The sequence below is a fragment of the Streptomyces triticisoli genome, from assembly GCF_003270085.1.
GTDB lineage: Bacteria > Actinomycetota > Actinomycetes > Streptomycetales > Streptomycetaceae > Streptomyces > Streptomyces triticisoli.
Genome location: NZ_QFDQ01000068.1, coordinates 51,312 through 71,418 on the forward strand (window position 1 = coordinate 51,312; position 20,107 = coordinate 71,418).

General features: G+C 70.6%; 17 protein-coding genes and 3 pseudogenes. 8 read left to right on the forward strand and 12 right to left on the reverse strand.

Annotation, left to right across the window (positions count from 1 at the left end; genetic code table 11):
- The first annotated feature begins 12 nt into the window (after positions 1-12).
- Positions 13-750: a VOC family protein gene (locus DEP02_RS12235; RefSeq protein WP_112467359.1), complete on the forward strand. Its 738-nt coding sequence runs from the start codon at positions 13-15 to the stop codon at positions 748-750.
- Between the two features lie 574 nt (positions 751-1,324).
- Here DEP02_RS12235 and DEP02_RS33955 read toward each other — a convergent pair.
- The 3 genes from DEP02_RS33955 to DEP02_RS12255 form a co-directional block, all read right to left on the reverse strand.
- Entirely contained in the window at positions 1,325-1,594 is a 270-nt protein-coding gene (locus DEP02_RS33955; RefSeq protein ID WP_232839069.1) for a TetR/AcrR family transcriptional regulator, read from the reverse strand.
- A gap of 208 nt (positions 1,595-1,802) precedes the next feature.
- Complete coding sequence (locus tag DEP02_RS12250) at positions 1,803-3,323, reverse strand: alpha/beta fold hydrolase (protein WP_112467362.1); 1,521 nt, start codon at positions 3,321-3,323, stop codon at positions 1,803-1,805.
- Entirely contained in the window at positions 3,320-4,522 is a 1,203-nt protein-coding gene (locus DEP02_RS12255) for a serine hydrolase domain-containing protein (RefSeq protein WP_198668400.1), read from the reverse strand. The genes DEP02_RS12250 and DEP02_RS12255 overlap by 4 nt, the downstream gene beginning before the upstream one ends.
- A 366-nt stretch (positions 4,523-4,888) precedes the next feature.
- On the opposite strand from DEP02_RS12255, the gene DEP02_RS12260 reads away from it, so the two are divergent.
- Positions 4,889-5,779, forward strand: coding sequence for a hypothetical protein (locus DEP02_RS12260; protein WP_112467363.1), 891 nt, complete (start codon positions 4,889-4,891; stop codon positions 5,777-5,779).
- Positions 5,780-6,386: 607 nt separating this feature from the next.
- On the opposite strand, the gene DEP02_RS12265 is transcribed toward DEP02_RS12260, so the two are convergent.
- Positions 6,387-7,088, reverse strand: coding sequence for a hypothetical protein (locus tag DEP02_RS12265; RefSeq protein WP_112467364.1), 702 nt, complete (start codon positions 7,086-7,088; stop codon positions 6,387-6,389).
- Positions 7,089-7,715: 627 nt separating this feature from the next.
- Here DEP02_RS12265 and DEP02_RS33395 point away from each other — a divergent pair.
- Positions 7,716-7,901, forward strand: coding sequence for a hypothetical protein (locus tag DEP02_RS33395; protein ID WP_157977428.1), 186 nt, complete (start codon positions 7,716-7,718; stop codon positions 7,899-7,901).
- A gap of 392 nt (positions 7,902-8,293) precedes the next feature.
- Here the strand turns inward: DEP02_RS33395 and DEP02_RS12275 are convergent, their stop codons facing one another.
- Both DEP02_RS12275 and DEP02_RS33400 read right to left on the reverse strand, forming a co-directional pair.
- The gene (locus tag DEP02_RS12275; RefSeq protein WP_112467365.1) at positions 8,294-9,436 is read right to left on the reverse strand and encodes a winged helix DNA-binding domain-containing protein; all 1,143 of its coding nucleotides are present in this window, start codon (positions 9,434-9,436) and stop codon (positions 8,294-8,296) included.
- A gap of 47 nt (positions 9,437-9,483) precedes the next feature.
- Entirely contained in the window at positions 9,484-9,813 is a 330-nt protein-coding gene (locus DEP02_RS33400) for a hypothetical protein (RefSeq protein WP_157977429.1), read from the reverse strand.
- Between the two features lie 633 nt (positions 9,814-10,446).
- On the opposite strand from DEP02_RS33400, the gene DEP02_RS12285 reads away from it, so the two are divergent.
- Positions 10,447-10,881 (forward strand): VOC family protein, encoded by a 435-nt coding sequence (locus tag DEP02_RS12285; RefSeq protein ID WP_112467366.1) that lies wholly within the window; start codon positions 10,447-10,449, stop codon positions 10,879-10,881.
- A 246-nt stretch (positions 10,882-11,127) separates the two neighbouring features.
- On the opposite strand, the gene DEP02_RS12290 is transcribed toward DEP02_RS12285, so the two are convergent.
- Positions 11,128-11,478: an ArsR/SmtB family transcription factor gene (locus tag DEP02_RS12290; protein ID WP_112467367.1), complete on the reverse strand. Its 351-nt coding sequence runs from the start codon at positions 11,476-11,478 to the stop codon at positions 11,128-11,130.
- 166 nt (positions 11,479-11,644) lie between these two features.
- Between DEP02_RS12290 and DEP02_RS12295 the strand changes: the two genes are divergently transcribed.
- From DEP02_RS12295 to DEP02_RS34605, 3 genes and pseudogenes are all read left to right on the forward strand, one after another.
- Positions 11,645-12,769 (forward strand): oxidoreductase, encoded by a 1,125-nt coding sequence (locus tag DEP02_RS12295; protein ID WP_112467368.1) that lies wholly within the window; start codon positions 11,645-11,647, stop codon positions 12,767-12,769.
- An 820-nt stretch (positions 12,770-13,589) separates the two neighbouring features.
- Positions 13,590-13,775, forward strand: a pseudogene (locus tag DEP02_RS12305) (sortase domain-containing protein); the annotation flags it as partial.
- Between the two features lie 36 nt (positions 13,776-13,811).
- Positions 13,812-13,934, forward strand: a pseudogene (locus DEP02_RS34605) (transcriptional regulator); the annotation flags it as partial.
- A gap of 281 nt (positions 13,935-14,215) precedes the next feature.
- On the opposite strand, the gene DEP02_RS12315 reads toward DEP02_RS34605, so the two are convergent.
- The 5 genes and pseudogenes from DEP02_RS12315 to DEP02_RS35480 all read right to left on the reverse strand — a co-directional run bounded on the left by DEP02_RS12315 (position 14,216) and on the right by DEP02_RS35480 (position 18,821).
- The gene (locus DEP02_RS12315; protein WP_112467369.1) at positions 14,216-14,548 is read right to left on the reverse strand and encodes a putative quinol monooxygenase; all 333 of its coding nucleotides are present in this window, start codon (positions 14,546-14,548) and stop codon (positions 14,216-14,218) included.
- A gap of 59 nt (positions 14,549-14,607) precedes the next feature.
- Positions 14,608-15,633 (reverse strand): NAD(P)-dependent alcohol dehydrogenase, encoded by a 1,026-nt coding sequence (locus DEP02_RS12320; RefSeq protein ID WP_112467370.1) that lies wholly within the window; start codon positions 15,631-15,633, stop codon positions 14,608-14,610.
- On the reverse strand, positions 15,630-16,385 hold the full coding sequence (locus tag DEP02_RS12325) for an iron-sulfur cluster assembly protein (protein ID WP_112467371.1): 756 nt from the start codon (positions 16,383-16,385) through the stop codon (positions 15,630-15,632). Before DEP02_RS12325 ends, DEP02_RS12320 begins: the two co-directional genes overlap by 4 nt.
- A 1-nt stretch (position 16,386) precedes the next feature.
- Positions 16,387-17,454: an amidohydrolase family protein gene (locus DEP02_RS12330; protein WP_112467372.1), complete on the reverse strand. Its 1,068-nt coding sequence runs from the start codon at positions 17,452-17,454 to the stop codon at positions 16,387-16,389.
- Positions 17,455-18,022: 568 nt separating this feature from the next.
- A pseudogene (locus DEP02_RS35480) lies at positions 18,023-18,821 on the reverse strand (transposase).
- Between the two features lie 525 nt (positions 18,822-19,346).
- Between DEP02_RS35480 and DEP02_RS33405 the strand changes: the two are divergent.
- Positions 19,347-20,048: a hypothetical protein gene (locus DEP02_RS33405; protein WP_157977430.1), complete on the forward strand. Its 702-nt coding sequence runs from the start codon at positions 19,347-19,349 to the stop codon at positions 20,046-20,048.
- Positions 20,049-20,107 lie beyond the last annotated feature (59 nt).

The window sequence follows — 20,107 nt, forward strand, 5'->3', positions numbered from 1 at the left end:
TAGGATCTGCGCATGGCAACAAGACTCGTGCAGATCAATATGAAGGCCCAGGACGACTCCCTGCTCGGTCGGTTCTGGGCGGAGGCGCTCGGTTGGGGTGTCGACAGCGAGGCACCCGGTGTGACCAACCTCGAACCCGTGGGCTTCGCCTACCCCGACCCCGTGGCCGTCTGCGTCGACATCGTCGCCCGCCCGGAACCCAAAACGGTGAAGAACCGGGTGCACCTTGATCTGGCCACCACCTCGACCGCCCATCAGGTGGAGTTGGTCGCGCGCCTGAAGGACCTCGGCGCGACGCTCGCCGACGTGGGTCAGGGTGACGTCCCCTGGACGGTCATGGCCGACCCGGAGGGCAACGAGTTCTGTGTCCTGGAGCCCCGTCCGATCTACCGGGACACCGGGCCGATCGCCGCGGTGGTGGTCGACTGCACCGACCCACGAGGGATGGCCCGGTTCTGGGGCGGGGCGATGGACTGGACGCTGCACGAGGTCACCGACGACCATGCGACCATGCGCTCCGCCAAGGGCGTCGGCCCCTACCTGGAGTTCCTCCGCACCCCCGACACCAAGAGCGTGTGGAACCGTGTCCACCTCGACGTCTGCCCCTACCCCGGTGACGACCTGGCAGCAGAAGAAGCCCGGCTGCGCGCCCTGGGTGCCACCGACCCTGGTATCGACCAGTCCGCAATCTCCTGGACGGTTCTGGCCGACCCGGAAGGCAACGAGTTCTGCCTCCTCACCCCTCGCTGACCTCGAGCAACGGCTCCGGCCGTTTGCGGGGCAGCGGCGAAGGCCGCGTGGCGTCAGCGCATGCCGCCGGAGACGGGGATGGTGTCCCCGGTGATCCAGCGCGTGTCATTGGATGCCAGGAAGGCCGCCCTGGACAGTCCGCCCCGCCCCTGGAAGTGGCTGTCCATCGAGCAGGTATCGAGTAGGTGTGGGGTGACTCCCGATCAGGGGGTGGCCGTTTTCAACGAGCGTCATCAATGCCCGCCGCCTCACCGGCGCGAGCGCCCCACCCGGCGCGCTGCGCAGGCGGTGGATGCGTGAACCTCCAGCTCCCGCTCGAGGCACTCGGCCTCCGGGAGAATGCCGCACCGGCCCCGGTCGGCGACCTGCAAGGACAGATCGCCGAACCGCAGGGGCGGCCGCGGGAGGAGGACCCGCCTCGCACACCTGGCGATCACCCGGAAGACCGTCACCGCCCTCTGAGCATTGCTCGCCTGCCCCCGCGCCGGCCGCCCAAGCCCCCTGCGCGGGCAGCGTCACGGATCCGGGCTGCTGTCGGCGACTCGGACGGTCGGCTCAGTGGGTTGACCTTGCCTCATCGGGCTGTGCGGTGCTGGTGGCGCGGGGACTCGCGCAGTGCGAGGCGCAGGATGCAGCGCGTCACGACGAGGCCGGCGATCCGCGCACAGAACGCGCCGGCACGCTCGCGGGCATCCACACCGCCGAGCCTGGCGGCGATCTTGTCGATCATCTCCCGTTCCATCATCTCCTTCACCAGGCCGGCGACGGCCTGATCCTGGGGGCGCCGGACCCGCAGGGTGCCGCAGCCGGCCGCGCAGCAGCCGGCGCGGATGCCACCAGGCACGAGGGGCCGGCACGGGCAGCGGTCCGGGAACGCGGCGGTGAGGGTTGCGGACGGGGCCGGCCGCGGCGGTTGCCGCCGGCCGGACGAGTACTGCTGCCGGGCCGGCACCTGCCGCACGAATCTCACCGTGCGGCAGTCGGCCGGCCCCGCTGTTCGGCGTCCCGCCCGCCACGGCGTGCCGGGTGATCACAGCCTTCCGCAGCACCCCTCAGGCGTCACAGGTCACGTCCTCGGCCGGCAGGCGGCCGGTCGCGAAGTACCTGTTGACGCTCGCATCGACGCAGGCACTGCCGAACACGCCGTACACCGCGTGCTGGTCCGTGCCCCGCAGGGTGACCAGGCGGGAGCTGGGCCAGTTCCGGCGCTGTGCGACGGCGCCCGGGTAGATGGTGCGCGGGTCACCGGTGGCGTTGACGAGCAGCGCCGGGAAGTCGCCCCGGATGGCCGTCGGGGCCTCGCGCGGCGGGGCCCAGAAGGCGCAGGGGCCGATGTTCCGCGTGACGGGAGCGAAGAGCGGGTCCTGTGCCCGGGAGCGCTGGATGTCGCGCCAGTACACCTCCGGGTCGCGCGGCGCGGCCACGTCGCCGCACAGGATCGCCGACTGCACGCTGCCGTAGGCGGAATCGGAGCCCGTGAGCACGAACTTCAGCGTATCGGCGAAGCCCGGACCGGGCCGGACACGCTGCCCCTGGGCGGCACGGCTCATGTCCCGCACGGCCCGCGCCAGGGCGCCGTGGGCATCGTCGTTGTCCTGGGAGAGACCGCTGAAGACGATCGTCGGAACGGTGTGATCGTCCAGCCGGTAGGAGCCCACCTTCAGTGGCGCGCGCGTCGCGGCGGCCTGGATGCGGTTCACCGACGCCAGTACGGCGTCACGGGTGCGGCCCAGACCGTACGTGGTGTTCCGGGCGGCGGTCCACGACGCCCAGTTGGCCAGCGCGTGCCGGTTGGCCGCCTCGGCGCCCCGCAGCAGGCGGGGTGAGTACCGGCCGGGGTCGACCACCCCGTCCAGGACCATGCGGTCGACACGGCCGGGGAACATCGTGGCGTACACCGCGCCGAGGTAACTGCCGTAGGAGTAGCCGAGGTAGGAGATCCTGCGCTCGCCCAGCGCGGCACGGATGATGTCCATGTCGCGGGCGGTGTTGCGCGTGGTGACGTACGGCAGTACCGGGCCCTCGGACGTCCGGCAGCGCTGCGCGAGGTCACGGGCGAACGCCGTCGTGCGGTCGAACCCGGCACGGCCGGCACCCGCACCCTGGATCGAGGTGCCCGTCGGCCAGTGGCAGTCCAGCGGGGTGCTGCGGCCCACGAAGCGGGGGTCCACCCCCACGACGTCGTACCGTGCGCCGACGTCCTTCAGCGCCTGGCGTACCCACGGCGCGTCGCCGAGCGTCTGGCCGCCGGGGCCGCCGCCGTTGAGCAGCAGCGGGCCGACGCGGTGAGGGGTGTCGGTGGCCCGGATCCTGGAGATCGCGACGGTGATGGTCCGCCCGCCGGGGTCGTCGTGGTTCAGGGGGACGGTGACGTCGGCGCACTCGGCGCCGGCCTGGTGGAGTTCCTTGCCCGTGTCGTCGTCCGGGCCCTGGACACAGCTCTTCCAGGCGAGGTGCTGGTGGTGGAAGCGGGTCAGAGGGCCGCCGGCGCCCGTGGCCGCGGTGGCGGCGGGCGCGGACAGCAGGGGGACGGCCAGGGCGAGGGCCGCGCAGAGCGCGGTGCGGCGGTTCATGAAGATGTCCTTCTGGAAGGGCGGTCCTCGCAGAACGCGGTCTGCACGACGTCGAGGAAGTTCTGTTCGGCCTGGAGCGTGGAGGGCACTTGGTTGAGCGCGACGGACACGCTGCGCCCGTCCGGACCGACGGCGGTGAAGGCGCGATGGCCGCCCGGTACGGTCCCCGCGTGCCCCCACCACGCGCCGCCGCAGCGCAGCGGGGTCGAGATCAGGCCGAGGCCGTAGCGGGCCCCTGGCCAGATCCGGTCGGGATCGGCGGCCACGGTCTGCCGCATCGCCGCCAGTTGGGCCGGGGGCAGCAGGCGGCCGGAGAGCAGGGCATGGGCGAAGCGCGCGAGATCGGCCGGTGTGGAGACGAGCGCGCCTCCGACGCCGCCGAAGGTCATGTTCCAGGCGGTGCCGTCGACACGGCGGCCGTCCTGGTCGGCGAAGTAGCTGCGGGAGTGCTTCCCGCGGAGGCGGATGTCGTCGCCCGGCCAGTACGTGTCGCGCAGCCCGAGCGGGCGCAGGATGCGGCGGGTGATCTCCGCCTCGGGGGCGTTGCCGGTGACCTCACGGATGAGCAGGCCCGCGATCAGGTAGTTCGTGGTGGCGTAGTGCCAGGAGGACTGCGGACGGGGGAGTTCCAGGGCGCGGGCGACGAGTTCGCGCGGCTCGAAGTGGCGTCGCCGCATCCGTTCCGGGTGGTCCCATTCGGGTGCGTCGAGATGGTCGGGCAGCCCGCTGGTGTGCTGCAGAAGCTGCCGCACCGTGATCCGGCGGCCGTCATGACCGTGGGAACGGATCAGGCCGGGCAGGTGGCGGTCCACCGGGGCGTCGAGCGACAGCCGGTGCTCGGCGACGAGTTGGAGCACGACGGTGGCGGTGAACGTCTTGGTGACGCTGCCGGCGCGGAGGCGGTCGGTCGCGTTCATCGGGCGTTTGGTGCGCAGGTCGGCCGTTCCGGAGGTCTGCGTCCAGCGGGTGCATGACGGCCCGTCGGGGTGCGCGGGGTCGGTGACCAGGACAGCGGCTCCGACGATGCCGTCGTGCGCGACCAGGGTCCTCACGGCCTGTTGCAGTTGCCGGTGGTCACCGCAGTGGGCGGCTGCCGGTGGGCGGGGTCGTGGGAACGCCGCCGGAGCGGCGGACAGGACCAGGCCGGCGACCACGGCCGCGACGCCTGCCCGCCGGACGGTCGGGGGTAAGGAAAGCATGGTCAGCCATGGTAGGCAGGCCCGGGCGAACGCTCACTGCGGAGGGCAGGTGTCTTGCGAGGGGTGCCGGCCCCCGGTGGCGGCCTGTGGTCTTCCCCACCTCCCACCTCCCACCTCCCGCCTTCCCGCTGTCGGCGACGCGTGGTGTTCCCGCTCGGCGATCGCGAGGACCGAAGCGCCCATGCGGCCGAGAGGCAGGCTTTGAACCTTACGGAACAGACCAACTCCTCAGCCCATATGCCATGAATGGGGCATTGCCCCGCGCCGAGCTCCGCAACTTCCGTACGGACCTTGGGTGACCGAAGCTTCTTGTGGCGTCATGAGTCCTGCTGCTGGAGCCCCCGACCCCTACGCCGTCCTGCACGCATGGCTGTCCGGGACGTACGCCCCGACGGCCAGGAAGTCCGCGGCCGCTCCTGGGACGACGACACCCGGTACCGCTACGGCCTCCTCCTCGCCGGCGTCGACGCCCCGCCCGGATGGACCCACGACTGGTTCACCTGCATCGGCGACCTCGTCCGGCACTTCAAACCCCTGCACATCCAGGACTGCGCCGCCCGCCTGACGAACCTCGACGGCACCCCCACGGCCGACTCCTCCCGCGGCCGCGCCGTCTCCGCCATCCGCTCCTTCTACGCCCACGGAGAAGTGCGCTCGGCGGAACGGAACCGCACACTGCGCACAGCGGGGCTCGGCCTGTGCACGGCACGCATCCTCTCCGCGGCACTCGCCTCCTCGACGGCCATGGTCGGCGGACACGGCCTCTCCCCGGTGCTGTCCTACGCCGCACTGTGCGCTGCGACGGGCCGGGGTCTGGTGCGCCGGCTGGAGCGGGTGGTGACGGTCTGCACACCGACAGTGCGCGACGGTCGCAGGCCGCGACTGCTGCTGTGTGCGGTACCGGTTCTCTGCGCGGCAGGGACATGGCCTGCGCTGCTGTACCTGCTGCATCTCCCCGAGGCGACGCTGTACGCCTCCTCGTTCGTGGCTCCGGGCCGGCCCGGAGCAGTCGTGTTCTTCCTGGCCGTACAGCACATGAGCCAAGTGGGCACGGCCGCTTGGGTGTCACTGGCGATCGTGACCGCATACGTACTGCTGCTCGCCGGACAGGGGTGGTCCTGGCGGCCGTCGGCCGTGGCCGCGCGTGGTGAGTTCGTCCCGGTCAGGCCGCCGGGGTGGCTGTGGGCACGGCTCGGCGCCCCTGCCGGGCTGGTGGCCTCGGTGCTCCTCACCCCCTGGTGCTGCTGTACACGCTGAGCACCTGGAAGGTGGCGCTCCGGACGTTGATCGCAGCTGTACAGATGGCGGCCGCCCTGTGGGCCGGGCGCGGCCCCGCCTGCTGCCCGTCGCACGGGCTGCGCTCGCCGCCTACGGCGCCGGCGTTGTCGCGATGGTCGGCTGGGCCACGCAGATTGCTCTGCTCGGCTGCGCGGTGGGCACGAGCGCCTGTCACCCGCTGCCGCAGCCGAGCATGCTGAAGCCGGGCATGAAGACCGCGGCACCCGGAGCGCTGCTCGCCGCAGGCGTCTGCGCAGCACTGTACGCGCGGCGCGAACGCAGGCATCGCCGCGAGGCCGCAACTCGTCCCCTCGGGGCGCCGTTGACGAGCGGCGGGCCACACAGGTGGCCCCGACCACCGCTGAACCAACGGTCTGAGCATCACAGGCAGCCGCCTTGCCCCGGGGACAGCGTTGGGAGTCCGGGGCGGCCGATGTTGCCGTTGCCGGGGACCCTCCCGGTGGCGAGCTGCTCCCGGGTGGGCCCCGGACTCCCAGCACAGACACCGGGGACACGGCGAACCCGCGGAATGTTGCGCAAACGCCGCCGTCTGCCAGCTCGCGCAGAGCCGGTTTCGCCAGGCGATCTACGCCGGGACAAGGACGGTAAGCCATTCCGCTTCGCGTGGCCGGTACCCGTACCGATCCCACAGGCCCGACACGATCGCCGGGACGTGGCCGGCCCCGTAGACGATGGCCACCCGGATCGGCTCGTCGCCGCGCTCCGCATGGATCTCGCCGAGCACGGCGAGCAACCGCCGGTCGCGCCGACCGGTCATCGCGTGCTTCACAGGATCGTCGGCCATCATCTCCGCCCGCAGTGTCGACGGCAGATCCTCGACCACCAGATCCTCATCGAGGAAGGCGCGCGGACCGCGCAGCGCGAACACCAGGCCCATCACGGGAGCCGCGACCATGAGCAGCAGGTACGTCCACCGCGGCAGCGTCTTCAGGTCCGCGATCGCCTCCGCCGCGGTCACATCCGGGTTGACGACCGGCACGCCCTCGGGAAGCAGCAGCTCCTCGCGCTGCTCCTGCAGGCCGTTGCGCCGTCGGCGTGGGGCGAACCGGTAAGCGAGCGTGAGGGCACTCACTCCGACCGACTTCCCTCGGATTCCCTCGATGACTATGAGGTCGCATTCCCTGAGCCTGATGCGGACCTGGGAGTAGAAGGTCGGCGAAGCCACATGAAGCATCGGGAAGATCACGAATTCAAGTGGCGTTCCTGTCCGCCTCATGGTGATCACAGCAGATCGGACGGCATAACCGGTCACCTCGATGATCTGCATGATTCCCCCGCGAACCTCGCCCGGTCTCTCTTCCACCCGTACCAGGACACGAGCCCGCCCAGGGCCGCGGTTCCCCCGGCGCAAGCCGTGTCGCCGGACAGTGGGGTATCGATCAGGCACTCCCGCGACACCACCTGGCCGCCGACCACCCTCGGCAGCACGTGATCAAACCGGCCACAACGCGAAAACGACGCAGCCCTGGCCCAGTTGTGCGACATCCCGCGGGTTCGCCGTGCCCCTCGGTTCCTTGGCATGGGGCCTGACCAGGCACCTCGTCGCCCTCGACCTGTGCGTCTGTGCGTCTGTGCAGGGATCATGATGGTTCTTCGGGAATCCCGAAGAACCATCATGATCTATGCGGATCCCTCGCTCCCGTCTGACGGGTTGACCTGCGGCAACGGGAGATGGCAGCCAGGACGAACCCGCGGAATGTCGCACAACGGATACAGGGGGAGGCGCGGTCAGGGCCCTGACGCGATGATGACCGACACTGTCTTGGCGAGGGCCATGAGCGGCACCGTCGACTCGCCTCTGCCCCCTCTGCCGGATCGTGTCGCAGAGCTTCTGTCTGAAACGCCCTGGACATCGCGGAGATCGTGCGCCGGCTCCAGGAGGGGGGGCCGGATCGTGGCCCCCGAGGACCTGGCCCGCATCTCCCCGTGCCTGACCGAGCACATCCGCCGCTTCGGGGAGTGCTCCACCCACGAACCCGGCCTCCAGCCCGAGGCGTACGACCCGCACCGGGACGTCGACTTCAGCCCGTTGCGCGACGATGATCCGCCCGGAGCCGACGGCTACGGCCGGGCCGCCTGACCCGCAACCCCAGGACCAGCGGACCGGGGCCAGGGGGGGGCCGCGTCCCGCTGCGCGACCTGGACACGCTCCGTGAGGAAGACGGAGGCGGGCAAGAACGAGCGTTGCATCCCGGAGGCGGAAGCCGGGGCGGGGCAGCCCGGATGCCATGGAATGATCCGAGTTGGACGACCCATGTCCGCACTGCGACGGTCAGGCTGTCTCGGGATCGTCATGATGACTGGTTACGGCGTCAGGACGTGCCGGGAGTGCAAGAGCTCGCGTAGGCGGCAGCCCGGCTGTGACGCTTCCTCCGGCAGTCGGCTGTCGTCACGTGGTTGATCTGCTCGCCGGGACGCTCCGCGACGTGTCGGCGACCCTGTAGGGTCGCGGGTCGGAGCCGGGCGGCGCGGTCAGCCCTTGACCGTCATGCTCTCGACGCCGGGAAAACCCTTGTCCCACCAGTGCCCATAGCGCCGGTATACGACCGGCTCACGGACGGCGAGCAGCCTCCACAGCCGCTCCGCCTCTTCGGCCAGACCTTGCCACGCGACCTTGCCGAGCTTGTGGAAGGCTGTCAGCTCCAGCCCGCCGTCGCCGGCCCGCCACACTCCGGCGACCTGCCCGTCGACAAGCAGGCAGGGCAGCACGTCGCCGTTGCGCCGGACGACCAGCGGCCGGTACTCCTCGGGCACGAGCCGACCGGGGCCGGCGTGGGCCAGCAGCGTGCTGTCCCACATCGGCAGCAGCCGCGGCGGCGCCGGGGTGTCCTCGGCCGGCACGGTCGCATCCGCCAGGTCGAACAGGGCGGCGCGGCCCGGGCCCGCCACCCGCACCACCCGGTCGCCGAGTTCCTGCAGCGCCTGCGTGATCACGGGACGCGTGAGCAGGGTGAACCGGGCGAAGTCCGGGGCCGACGCGGGCCCGAACGCCCGCAGGTAGGAGAGCAGCAGCCGCCGTACCCCCGCGCCCGCGTCCTGCGGCGCGGACCCGGGGGCCGCCGCCGGGGAGGCGAAGTAGGCGTTCGGCTGCGTGAACGACCACGGGCCGCCGGTCGGCGCGTGATGCGCCGCCGCGTACGTCCGCAGCGCCCACCACACGCGGTGCGCGTGCTCGCCGAACCGCCCAGTTATTTCGTCCTGCACCTCGGCACCGGTGCGGGGGCGCGCCAGGAACCCGGCGAGCTCCGGGAGCAGTGCGTCGGCGTCGGCGTGGGTCAGCCCGGTGGCGGTGAAGCGGCGGTCGTACAGCCGCGCCGCCCGCAGGCTGCTCAGCATGGCGGCGTGGTAGGGCGCGTAGTCCTCGGCGTGGACGGCGTGCAGCGTGATCCGCATGAGGGACGCCTTCACGATCCGGCGCTCCGCGAACGCCGCGTCGAGATCCTCGGGCGCGAAGTCCCGCACACGGTTCCACAGCGCCAGGTACGGCGACGCCGGTTCCTGCGCCTGCAGAGCGCAGACCCGGCGGACCGCCTCCGCCACATCGAGGCGCCGGCGTTCGAGCAGGAACTGACGCTCCAAGGTGGCCAGGGCGAGCTGTCGCGCGGTGAGGATCATGCGTGGATTATGCGGCTCCCGACCGACTGACGTTTCCTCGGCGATTATCACTTCCAGGTTCTGTTGAGAGCGAGGGCGGCGCGGGCGATGTCGCCGATCCGGCTCGGGCTGAGGGCGACCCCGCCGGACTCCGAGACCCCGGCCGCTCGAAAATGGCGATCGACCGGCTGATCGCGCGGCGTGAGGTGCACCTGCGGGAGAAGACGCTGTGGCGGATGCTCCATGAGACCGTCGCCCGCGTCGAGGAGATCCTGGGCGTCAACACCGAGGAGCTGGACCCGGCCGGGCGCCGTGCTCCGGTGAAGGTCAAGGCGCTCGTCCTCGTACGCGTCGCCGCGGTGCCGTCCCGTGAGGGCTTCGTCCTGGAGGCGGTCCACTGGGACGTGGGTACCGCCCGGCTGCTGCCCGCCTTCTCAAGGGCCGTACTTGCGGCCCGTGTTCGTCACCCACCGCAAGCCAGGTCCCGGCGAGGTCGTCAGCCCGCGCGACATCTGCCCGGACACCGGGCTCGCCCGCCTCTCCCACGGGCAGGCCCGGATGCCTCTGGACGAGCACGCGGCCCTTGGGCGGCGAGCCGGGCACGGGCTGGGACCTCATGGGTGGCGGCACTCCGGTCTGACCCCACCGGCGAGGGCGGGCGGGACGAGCCTGCTCATGCTGATGGCGAAGTCCCGGCACAAGAAGGCGGAGAACGTACGGAAGGATTTCCACCCTCCCCGGAGGCGACCGCCGCAGTCACCAGCCTGCTCGCGCCGGGCGACCGCCGACGCTGAGCACGGGCGGGTTTCCTCCCGTACTCTCCTTCGCTGTATAGGGGGCGTGGCTGCAACTCACCTGCGTGCATGCGATGTTCCCGAAGTCCGCCAGGACCTCCTCCCGTGGGGACACTGTCAGGATCGTCATCCCACTGCTCAGGGTCCCACTCATCGCCGAGAGTCGGCCGCATGCGCCACAACCCGGCCAGGGGCGGGTCCGTGGACGACGAAAGGCCCCGCCTCTACGATGAACCGATGGCGTCGATCAAGCAGTTCCAAGTCACCTTCGACTGCGCGGAACCTGAGCGCGTCGCTCGTTTCTGGTGCGAGGTGCTGGGGTACGTCGTACCGCCGCCGCCGGAGGGGTTTGCCACGTGGGACGATTTCGACCGCTCGCTGCCGCCTGGGCATCAGGGGTCGGCGTTCGCCTGCGTTGATCCCTCAGGCGTGGGTCCGCGCCTGTTCTTCCAGCGCGTTCCCGAAGGGAAGGTCGTCAAGAACCGGCTGCATCTCGACGTGCGGGTCGGCACCGGGCTCGTGGGGGAAGAGCGCCTGGCCGCACTCGAGGCCGAGTGCGCACGCCTGGTCGCGCTCGGCGCGGCACGCGTGCGACTGCTGCGTGCCGACGGCGTCAACGAGTCGTGCCTCGTGATGCAGGACATCGAGGGCAACGAGTTCTGTCTCGACTGAGGGGCCGCGAACATGGCCTCGTTCTGTCCCCGTGGGCCAAGACGAAGAACCGCCCCGATCTGTCAGGGTGCTGTGGCGCAGATCGCCGGACCAGGCGCTCGGGACGGGCGAGCCGTCCGGCCGGTTCGACGGATTACGACAAGTTCGATGAGACGGACCCGGTGGTCTGCGTCTCACCGAGTCTGGCGCACCGCACGGCCCAGCGGCGACGCTCTGCGCCAGGCCGGATGCGAGAGGACAGCAGCGCTATTCCGCAGCGGCAGGCTCCTCGGCTGCGAGAATGGCGGTCAGTAGACCGGGAAAGCGCTGTTCCAGCTCCGTTTCACGCAGCTCGCTGTAGCGCGAGGTGCCTTCCTCGAACTGCGAAATGACGCCGCTCTCCCGCAGGACCTTGAAGTGGTACGTCGAGGTCGACTTGGACACCGACAGCCCGAACGAGCTGCAGTTCATGGGACGGCCGGCCCGGGCGAGGGAGCGCACGATGCCCAGCCGCAGCGGTTCCCCGAGGGCACGCAGAACCAGGTGCACCGGGATCTCGCGCAGGTCGGGGTGGGGCAGGGCCTTCTTGGCGGGCGCACGTCTGACATGGGTGGACACACGAGGAGTCTACGTCGGTCGCCAGGCAGTGGTACGTTGAATCTCGTAGTACGAAAAAATTACGACAATGGTCTGGGCGCCGCGCGGGCACGCATGAGCACGCGCCGTGCGCGGGCAGGCCGAGTCGAGAACTGTCGCATACGACCAAGGCGCAACGGAGAAACCCTTGACCGACCCCGCCCCGCAGCACGGCGCGACCGATGACCTGCTGTTCACCCCCTTCGACCTTGGCGGTGTCCGCCTGAGCAACCGCACCGCGCTGGCCCCCATGACGCGGATCAGCGCCACCGAGGACGGCCTGGTCACCGACCGCAATGCGCGCTACTACGCAGGATTCGCCCGCGGCGGGTTCGCACTGGTCATCACTGAGGGCGTCTACCCCGACACGGAGTACAGCCAGGGCTATCTGCACCAGCCGGGGCTCGCGACACCGGCCCAGGGCGAGGCGTGGCGGCCGGTGGTCGAGGCCGTGCACGCGGAGGGCGGCGCCATATTCGCCCAGCTCATGCACGCAGGCGCGCAGGCCCAGGGCAACCGCTTCCGCCAGGCAACGGTCGGTCCCTCCGCCGTGGCGCCACGCGGCGAGCAACTCTCCTTCTACCGGGGCAGCGGTCCCTACCCCACGCCGAGGGCCCTGGACTCCCGCGGGATCGCGGACATCCGCCGGGGCTTCGCGGACGCGGCCCGCCGCGCGGCCGCAGCGGGCTTCGACGGTGTGGAGGTGCACGGCGCGAACGGCTACCTGCTCGACCAGTTCCTCACCGACTACCTCAACCAGCGCGAGGACGGGTACGGCGGCGGCGTCGAAAACCGCGTGCGCCTGGCGGCCGAGGTCGTGGACGAGGTGCTCCAGGCCGTGGGCTCCGATATCGCGGTCGGCATCCGCATCTCCCAGTCCAAGGTCAGCGACTTCCACCACCGCTGGGCCGGCGGCATCGAAGAGGCCGAGACCATTTTCACCACCCTGGCCCGCACCGGCGCGCACTTCCTGCACACCACCGAATACCGGGCGCTCGGCCCAGCCTTCTCCACCGGTACGGAAACCCTGGCCGAGCTCGCGAAGAAGTTCAGCGGGTTGCCGGTGATCGCAAACGGCCACCTGGAGGACCCGGAGGCCGCCCGTGCCGTATTGGAGTCCGGGGCTGCCGATATCGCCGCGCTCGGCAAGGGCGCTCTCGCACAGCGGGACTGGCCCCACCGGGTGCGTGACGGTCTTGAGTTCGCGACCGAGCCGCACCCCGACACCCTCGGACCGCTCGCCGACATCAAGGACTGGGAACTGGCCCTGTGAACGCACCGACCTGACCGACGAAGTGGTCGTTGCGGCGGTGGGCGAGACTCGGTACCTGCCCCGCCGCGCGCTCGCCGGCCCCACCCCGCCGGCACCGCGCGAACGGCTCACCGCCCACCGGGCCGACGCCCTGCGCACCGCCGCCGACCGCTACCGCGGCTTCCCCCACCCCGAACGCGCCCGCGGCCGTACGGGAGGGCGCCCCACCGTCGTCAACGAGGACCTCGTCCGCACGGCCCGCGCCATGCTGCCCGACCCGGCCAACAGCGTCACCACCCTCGTCGAGATCCCCGGCGTCTCCGTCGGCACGCTCTACCACCACGTCCCGGAGCTGAAAGAGCTCCAGAGCTCCTGCGTCCCGCGCCAGTTGGAGGGAACCAGCCGACCGATCCCCACTGCTCGACGATCTCCTCAAGGCGTTGCGCGGCTGGTGGCGGTGCGATGCGGCCGGCGTCGAGGCCGGGGGAGTGCTGCCGGTGCCCCTGCCCTGCCACGTCGTGGCCGTCCTGACTGGCCCTTCAGAGCCGCGACCGTAGACCAGGCATGGTGGCCGGTGGCCCAGGTGTCGTCGATGCGGAGGACGCTGTCGCTGAACCTTCCCCCTGTGCCGGGTCGGACCGCACCTTCTCATGATCCGCCCCTGGAGCGCCTGCCGGTTTTGGAGAGGCACGCCGATCCGGCACCACAGTGGTTTCCCGCTGCTCCTTGCCCGCGTGGGTTCACCGCACCCAGTCCCCGCTCGCGGACCGGCTGATTCCACCCACGCTCACAGGCAGTAGCAGGAAGCACTCAAAGGCTCACGAACCGCCCTCTTAAAACCCGCCGCATGGTGTTCGCCGTCCGTGCCGTCGAGCTTTACGACAGGAAGAAGTTCCCCAGTAAGAAGGTCTACGGCAGTTCCGGCCGGCCCGAACTCCGGTTGATCACCTGCGGTGGCGGCTACACCAAGCGCACCGGCTACCTGAGCAACATCGTGGTCTACGCGACGCTGACCGCGGTGACGTAGCCGGCCGAACGGGCGCTGACCGCTGGACGCGGACGCCGACTACTGCGTAGGCACAACGTCGCCCGCCGTCTACTCGGATGTCTTCACCGCGGCGGTCGCGGAACCCGTGTCGAACTCCCTCCACTCAACCAGTCCGGGGTCGACCGTCCCCGTTCGAAGACGGACCCTGGCACCCGGCCGGTTCTGCATGGCGGGTTCCCGCCTCGGCGCAGGCGGAGAAGGCCGGTTGCAACTTTGTGAGCCCGGATTCCTTCTCTCGGTGTGGTGGGTTGTGTGGTGGGGGCGGGGTTTGTCCGTGGTGGTTTTCGGTGGGTGGCGGGAGAGGTGGCGGGGGTGGCCTTGTTCCTTCGGTTCTGGTGGGGGATGCCGGGGACGGTGTCGTCGGTGTCGGCGGCCCGTCAGGGGGTTTGGTGTGTGAGGGGTGTAGGGGGTGTGGGGGGTCAGTTTTTCTGTGGTACGGCCATCTCACCGAGGCGTGACCAGTCGTCCTGGGGGACGGTCACGTTCACGATGCGGGGCGTCTCCGCGAGGTGACGCGGCAGTGCCTCGCAGGCCGTCCGGAAGTGGTCGGAGCCGACGTGCGCCGCGCCGGCCTCGTCGTCGCGGAACGCCTCGGTCAGGACGTACTCCGTCGGGTCGTCGACGCTGCGAGACCACTCGAACCACAGGCAGCCCGGTTCGGCGCGGGTCGCCCGGGTGAACTCCGCGGTGATCTCGGGCCAGGCGTCCGCGTGTTCGGGCAGGACGCGGAACTTCGCGGTGATGAAGATCATCGATGTTCCTCACAGACGGTGCGTGTGCCCGGTGGCCCGGGCCCTTGCAGGATTCCCGCTCAGGGGACGAGGATCGCGCGTCCGCGGACCCGGCCCGCGTACAGGTCGGTCAGGGCGTCCTGGAAGCGGTCGAGCGGGTAGGGGGTGGTGTGCAGGCGGACCCGCCCCTGGGCGGCGAGCACCATCAGCTCGCACAGGTCGTTGTGGGAGCCGACGAGGTTGCCGATGAAGTTGATCTCGTTGGAGATGATGTCGATGGTCGGTACGTCGATGTTCTCGCCGTATCCGACCACGTGGTAGTCGCCCGCGCGGCGCAGCATGCGCACCCCGTCCCGGGTGGCGCCGCCCTCGCCGACGAAGTCGATCACCACCTCCGCTCCCCGGCCGCCGGTCAGGTCCAGCACCTGCTCGACCTGTCCCCCGTCGGCGACGACGCCGTGGTCGGCGCCGAGGGAGCCGGCCAGCTTCACGGCGTCGGGGTTGCGGTCGACGACCACGATCTCGGCGGCCGTCAGGGCTTTGAGCACCTGCACGCCGATGTGCCCGAGCCCGCCGGCGCCGATGACCGCGCAGCGGTCGCCGGGCCGCAGCTTCCGGGCCGCCTTGGCCACGGCGTGGTACGCCGTGAGGCCGGCGTCGGCCAGGGCCGCGACGTCGGCCGGCTCCAGGCGGTCGTCGATGCGGACCACGCTGCGGGCGGAGGTCTTCAGGTACTCGGCGTAGCCGCCGGCCGTGTCGATGCCGGGGAAGAGGCTCTGTGCGCAGTGGACGTCGTCACCGGACCGGCACGCCCGGCACAGCCCGCAGGTGATCAGCGGGTGGACGATGACCTTGTCGCCCTCGGCGACGTTGGTGACGGCGCCGCCGACCGCGTGCACCCAGCCGGCGTTCTCGTGCCCGATCGTGTAGGGCAGTGTCACCCCGGACTTCTCCGCCCACTGCCCTTCCAGGATGTGCAGGTCGGTCCGGCACACGCCGGCGCCGCCGATCCTGACGACCACGTCGTATGGGCCGGTGACCGAGGGTTCCGGCACGTCGGTCATCTCGGGGTTGCGGCCGTAGCCGACGACCTGGACTGCTTTCACGAGGCCTTCTCCCTGGGAGGCGTGGCGGGCCGCGGATCCGTGGCCCGGGGGGACTGGTCGGCCGCGGACTCCGGGTAGCGGGTCCGCAGCAGACCGCGGCAGAAGTGGGCGTTGCCGTCGATCGAGATGCGGATCGCGCGGGCGAACCGCAGGCGCAGCGGAATCTCGTCCGGCGGGAAGGGGCGTCCGTCATCGTCGACGAGGACGGGCTCCGAGGGTGCCGTGCCGAGACCGAGCGCCTCACGCCGGCGCAGCAGCGCGCGGGTCGCGGCGGTGTCGGGCAGGTCGCCGAGCACCACGTCGTGTAGTTTCACCTCGGTGAGCGTGGGGTCCTGCCGCAGCAGCGCGGTGAGGGCCCGCTCCATCGCCGCGGCGTGGGCCTTGAGCCGGAAGACGAGCCGCAGTTCCTCCAGGCTTTCCTCGGCCTCGGCGCCGAACGTACCCCGGTACCCGGCGTCGGCGGCCAGGCCGCGGTTGATCAGGTCGGAGTCGTGGTGGTCGTCGAGCAGGACCGTGACCGGGCCGGCGTCCGGCAGGGCGGCCAGGACGTCCTTGGCGTCACAGGCCATGAGGTAGGCGAAGTTCGGGGAGCAGAAGGAGGTGGGCAGCCGCAGGTGCACCGTCAGCCCGTGGTCGGGGCCGGCCTCGACGGAGCGGACGAAGCCGAGGTCGGTGATGGGTTCGTCCAGCTCGGGGTCGAGGACCGCGTCCAGCGCCTCCCTGGCCCGCTGCTCAAGTGTTCCGGTGGGCATGTCACGCCTCCGTGGGCTGCGCCGCGACGGAGGCGGCCCCGGCCGGGCCAGCGGCCTCGCTCGCGGCCGGGCCCGGGGTGGTGGCCGCGACCTCGGCCCCGGCGGGCACCGGGATGTCGTACATGGCCGCCGCGTTCAGGCCGAGGATCTTCTTCTTCTGCTCGACGGTGATCGGCGGGTACTCGTCCTGCATGTCCTCGGGGATCTGGAAGTCGACGAACCGCTCGATCAGCCATCGGGGCGTCCACAGCGCGTAGTCGCTGGAGAACTGGATGCGGTTCTCGTCCAGCCAGTACAGCAACTCTCCGATGATCTGCGCGAAGTAGCGGGGGCGGGTGTGGATGAACGGGATGGCGACCGCGAGCCCGGCGTGCACGTTGGGCTCCTGGGTGGCGATCCAGCAGAAGTCCTCCAGCCGGGGCAGCCCGCAGTGCTCGACGACGAAGTTCAGCTCGGGGAAGTCCGTCGCGGCCTTGTCGACGTCCGCGACGTCGAAGGCGTCACGGTCCAGCGGCCGGATCGTCGGCCCCTTGTGGACGTGGATGTTCTTGATGCCCAGTTCCTGGGCCATCTCCAGGTAGCGGTAGGACCACGGGTCGTCCAGCTTGTAGCCGCGCGAGTCGCCGTGCCACTCCGCGGTGTAGAGCTTGGCTCCCTTGAGCTGGAACCGGTCGGCGTCCCGCCGGAGCTGGTCGAGGCCCCGCTCCTCGTACCGGGGGTCCCAGCAGTGGTTGTAGGTCAGCTTGTCGGGGTGCTGCCGGGCCAGCGCGAAGGCCTCCTCGGTCTGCCCGAAGCCGTTGCGGTAGAAAGCGCTGAGCAGGGCGGGCTGGAAGATCGCGTGGTCTACGTACCCGTCGACGAAGAGGTCCTTCATCAGCCGCTGCCCGCCGTAGTAGAGGTACTCCTCGTACGGCCACACCTCCGACTCGGGGCTGAGGTTGCGGTGGTAGTCGTAGAAGCAGTCGATGAACTGCTTGCCGTGGATGTTGAGCTGGTTGTCGGGGCGTGCGTCCCACAGCGCGATGTGCGCGTCCACGATGAAGTAATTCTCGCCGTCCTTGCTGTACACGTCGGCCTCCGTCCCTGTGAATGCCTCGTGCCACAAAGTCGACGTTAGGCACGGAGCAGGGAGCCTGCGAGTCGTCGGCTGTCTCACTTTGAGAGGGCGGTTCATGAGTTGATATCCCTTTTAGGGTGGGGCTGGGGCAGGGCTGCTGGTCGCGGGCCTTGACCGGCTGCTGTCGCCGGGCGAAGTTGCCGGTGTCGATCTCGGTGAGCATGCCGAGTCTGACCAGGCGTTTCAGCCTGGCGCGGGGGCCCTCGATGTTCTTCGGCAGCAGTTCGTGGTCGAGGGCTTCGCGGACGTCGCGGGCCCGAAAGGGGGCCGGTGGCCTGGTGGAAGGCGGCGAGGATGCGGGGGTGGTCCGGGTGGTCCGGCAGATCCGGTGAGGCCGGCCGGGCGGGGAGCCGGTCGGCGAGGGCGGTGACGGTCTTCCGGGTGATCACCAGGTGCTCGAGGTGGGTCTCGGCCTCCCGCAGCCGCCCCTGCACTTCGGTGATCTGTGTGCGCAGGTCGTCGGCCAGGGTCCGGGCGGCGTCCTTCTGGACGTCGAGTGCCTCGCGCAGGGGCTGGATGGTCACGCAGGCACCGCCTGCGCCTCGCGCCGGGTGGCAGTGTGCGTACCGGTGGGCCGGCGGGCCCTGACGTGGGTCATCGCCCAGTGGGCACGGGAGGCGGAGGAGGCCGGGGTGGTGCTCGTAGGCGCGGACCAGGCGCCGGTGCGGTATCAGGATCCCGGAGGTCTGCTCGACCCTCCACCGCTTCGGCTGCGGCACGAAGCCGGTGTCCTGCGGGTTGCGCTCGACGGTCTCGACGCCGATGTCCAGGCCGACGCCGTGCAGGGCGACCTGGTTCTGGAGGTCCCGGCCGACCAGGGCCTTCCCGGCGGTGTTGCCGGTGTGCGCGGCGGCACCGTCCAGCAGGGCGATGCCCGCGGCGTCGTCGTAGATGTCCGCGGCCGGCACGGTGACGGCGATGACCAGCCCGCGCACGTCCACGGCCGGCCCCCGCGTGCGGCCGGGCACCTTCTTCGCCGGGTCGAGGCCGGTCGTGGCGGCGGGGACCCCGGCAGCCACGTGGGCACTCTGGGTGGCCAGCACCGCCCGGGCCGGGTCCTGTCATCGGCGGGCCTTCTCGCGGACCTGGCAGCGCGGGAGTTCGTGGATGACCTGGTCGGTTCCGTCGTCGTGCCGGGCGGCGAAGTAGGAGGACGTCGCGCTCTTCGGCGGCAGGTCGTGCGGGAGGCAGGCCCATTGGCAGCCGGTCCGGCCCTGGTGGAGGATCGCGTTGACGATCTCCCGCATCGCATAAGCGCCCTGGTGGCCGCTCACCGAGCGGTGCCGGTCCTTCCACGCGGTGATCACCGGCTCGATCAACGACCGCTGCTCGTCCGGAAAGTCACTCGGGTACGGCCTGCGTCCATTGACCTCATCACATCAACAGATCGGCGGCCTCGGACTGGCGGATTCCGCCCACACCCACACCCTCAGGCGACGACAGAACTGCTCAAACGCTCACGAACCGCCCTCTGGGACTGCCGACTTTCGCCGTCCCGATACCTGATCGTGCAGCAGCCACCGAGCCGCTGTGGGTGCATACCTCAACACCGCAACGCGCTGCTGATCTCCTTGCCGCCCATGGCCTGGCTGTCCTCTGGGGCAAGCCCGGGACCGGACGTCGCATCTCCGCTGTCCGCGCCTTGCAAACCCACCTCGCACCCCTCGCGGAACCCCCCCTCCCTCTTCGATCTCGCTGCGGGCTGGGAGGATGACGAGACACCCGGGCAAGACGTCCTGCCACAGCCTGGACCTGGCTGCGGCTACTTGAACGATGCAGCTTCCCGCCCTCTCTCCCCATTGGCCTCCCCTGCCCTCACTGCTTGGGCAGAACAGCTCCACGCAGTGGGCAGCTGTCTGGTCGTCGCAGGGAATCAGCGCGACTGGCAAGGAGACAGCCGCTTCGGGATCGAAGCCGTACGGCCGGATGCCGTCCAGGTCGCCCGCAACCACCTGGCCGAGTGCCTTACCGACCCGACCCGAACACACTGGCTCCAGCCGAGCCCCGCCCAAGGGACTCCTTGCGGCGGATTCCTGTGCGGTCCCGCCGCCCTTGATCCCACCGCCGGCGCCTTGTCCGGCCTCATCACCCGAGGTGTGAGCCCCGCTGATGCCGTCGCGATCACTGAACGCCTGCGCACCATCCGGCCAGAACGTCTCGTCAGGGCCGTGCAACAGCGCGACGACAGGTACCAGTCCGATGCGCGGGAACAAGGCCTCAAGGAAATCAGAAGGATCCGCGATGAGGTCCTGCTGTGGACGAACTTCCCAGAGAAGGCGCTCACCGAAACAGGTACCCGCGGCCAGGACCGGGTCATGCTCCTGTCCGCTGCCTGCCTTGAGGGTGCGCCCCTCGAAGTGTGCATCAGAGCTGTAGCGGCCTTCGGCCCCGACGGCGAACCCGTGGCGCGGCGCTTCCGCGAGGGCCGCAGCCCCCGCCGTCGCCTACGCGACATCGGCGTGGATGTCACCGCGGAAGACAAGGCTGCCTTCGACAGTCGGCCCGGCCCTGCCAACGCCGCCATCCGCATGCACTGGCACCACTGAGCGGATCAACGTGAAGAAGCCAGCGCCTGGCTCGAACGCACTACCGCAGCCGACCAGGT

Excerpts from the sequence above, each read along its gene's own strand:
- DEP02_RS12235 (WP_112467359.1), top strand. The coding sequence starts at position 13 with ATGGCAACAAGACTCGTGCAGATCAATATGAAGGCCCAGGACGACTCC.
- DEP02_RS12250 (WP_112467362.1), bottom strand. The coding sequence starts at position 3,323 with ATGAACCGCCGCACCGCGCTCTGCGCGGCCCTCGCCCTGGCCGTCCCC.
- DEP02_RS12255 (WP_198668400.1), bottom strand. The coding sequence starts at position 4,522 with ATGCTTTCCTTACCCCCGACCGTCCGGCGGGCAGGCGTCGCGGCCGTG.
- DEP02_RS12260 (WP_112467363.1), top strand. The coding sequence starts at position 4,889 with ATGGCTGTCCGGGACGTACGCCCCGACGGCCAGGAAGTCCGCGGCCGC.
- DEP02_RS12265 (WP_112467364.1), bottom strand. The coding sequence starts at position 7,088 with ATGCAGATCATCGAGGTGACCGGTTATGCCGTCCGATCTGCTGTGATC.
- DEP02_RS12275 (WP_112467365.1), bottom strand. The coding sequence starts at position 9,436 with ATGATCCTCACCGCGCGACAGCTCGCCCTGGCCACCTTGGAGCGTCAG.
- DEP02_RS12285 (WP_112467366.1), top strand. The coding sequence starts at position 10,447 with ATGGCGTCGATCAAGCAGTTCCAAGTCACCTTCGACTGCGCGGAACCT.
- DEP02_RS12315 (WP_112467369.1), bottom strand. The coding sequence starts at position 14,548 with ATGATCTTCATCACCGCGAAGTTCCGCGTCCTGCCCGAACACGCGGAC.
- DEP02_RS12325 (WP_112467371.1), bottom strand. The coding sequence starts at position 16,385 with ATGCCCACCGGAACACTTGAGCAGCGGGCCAGGGAGGCGCTGGACGCG.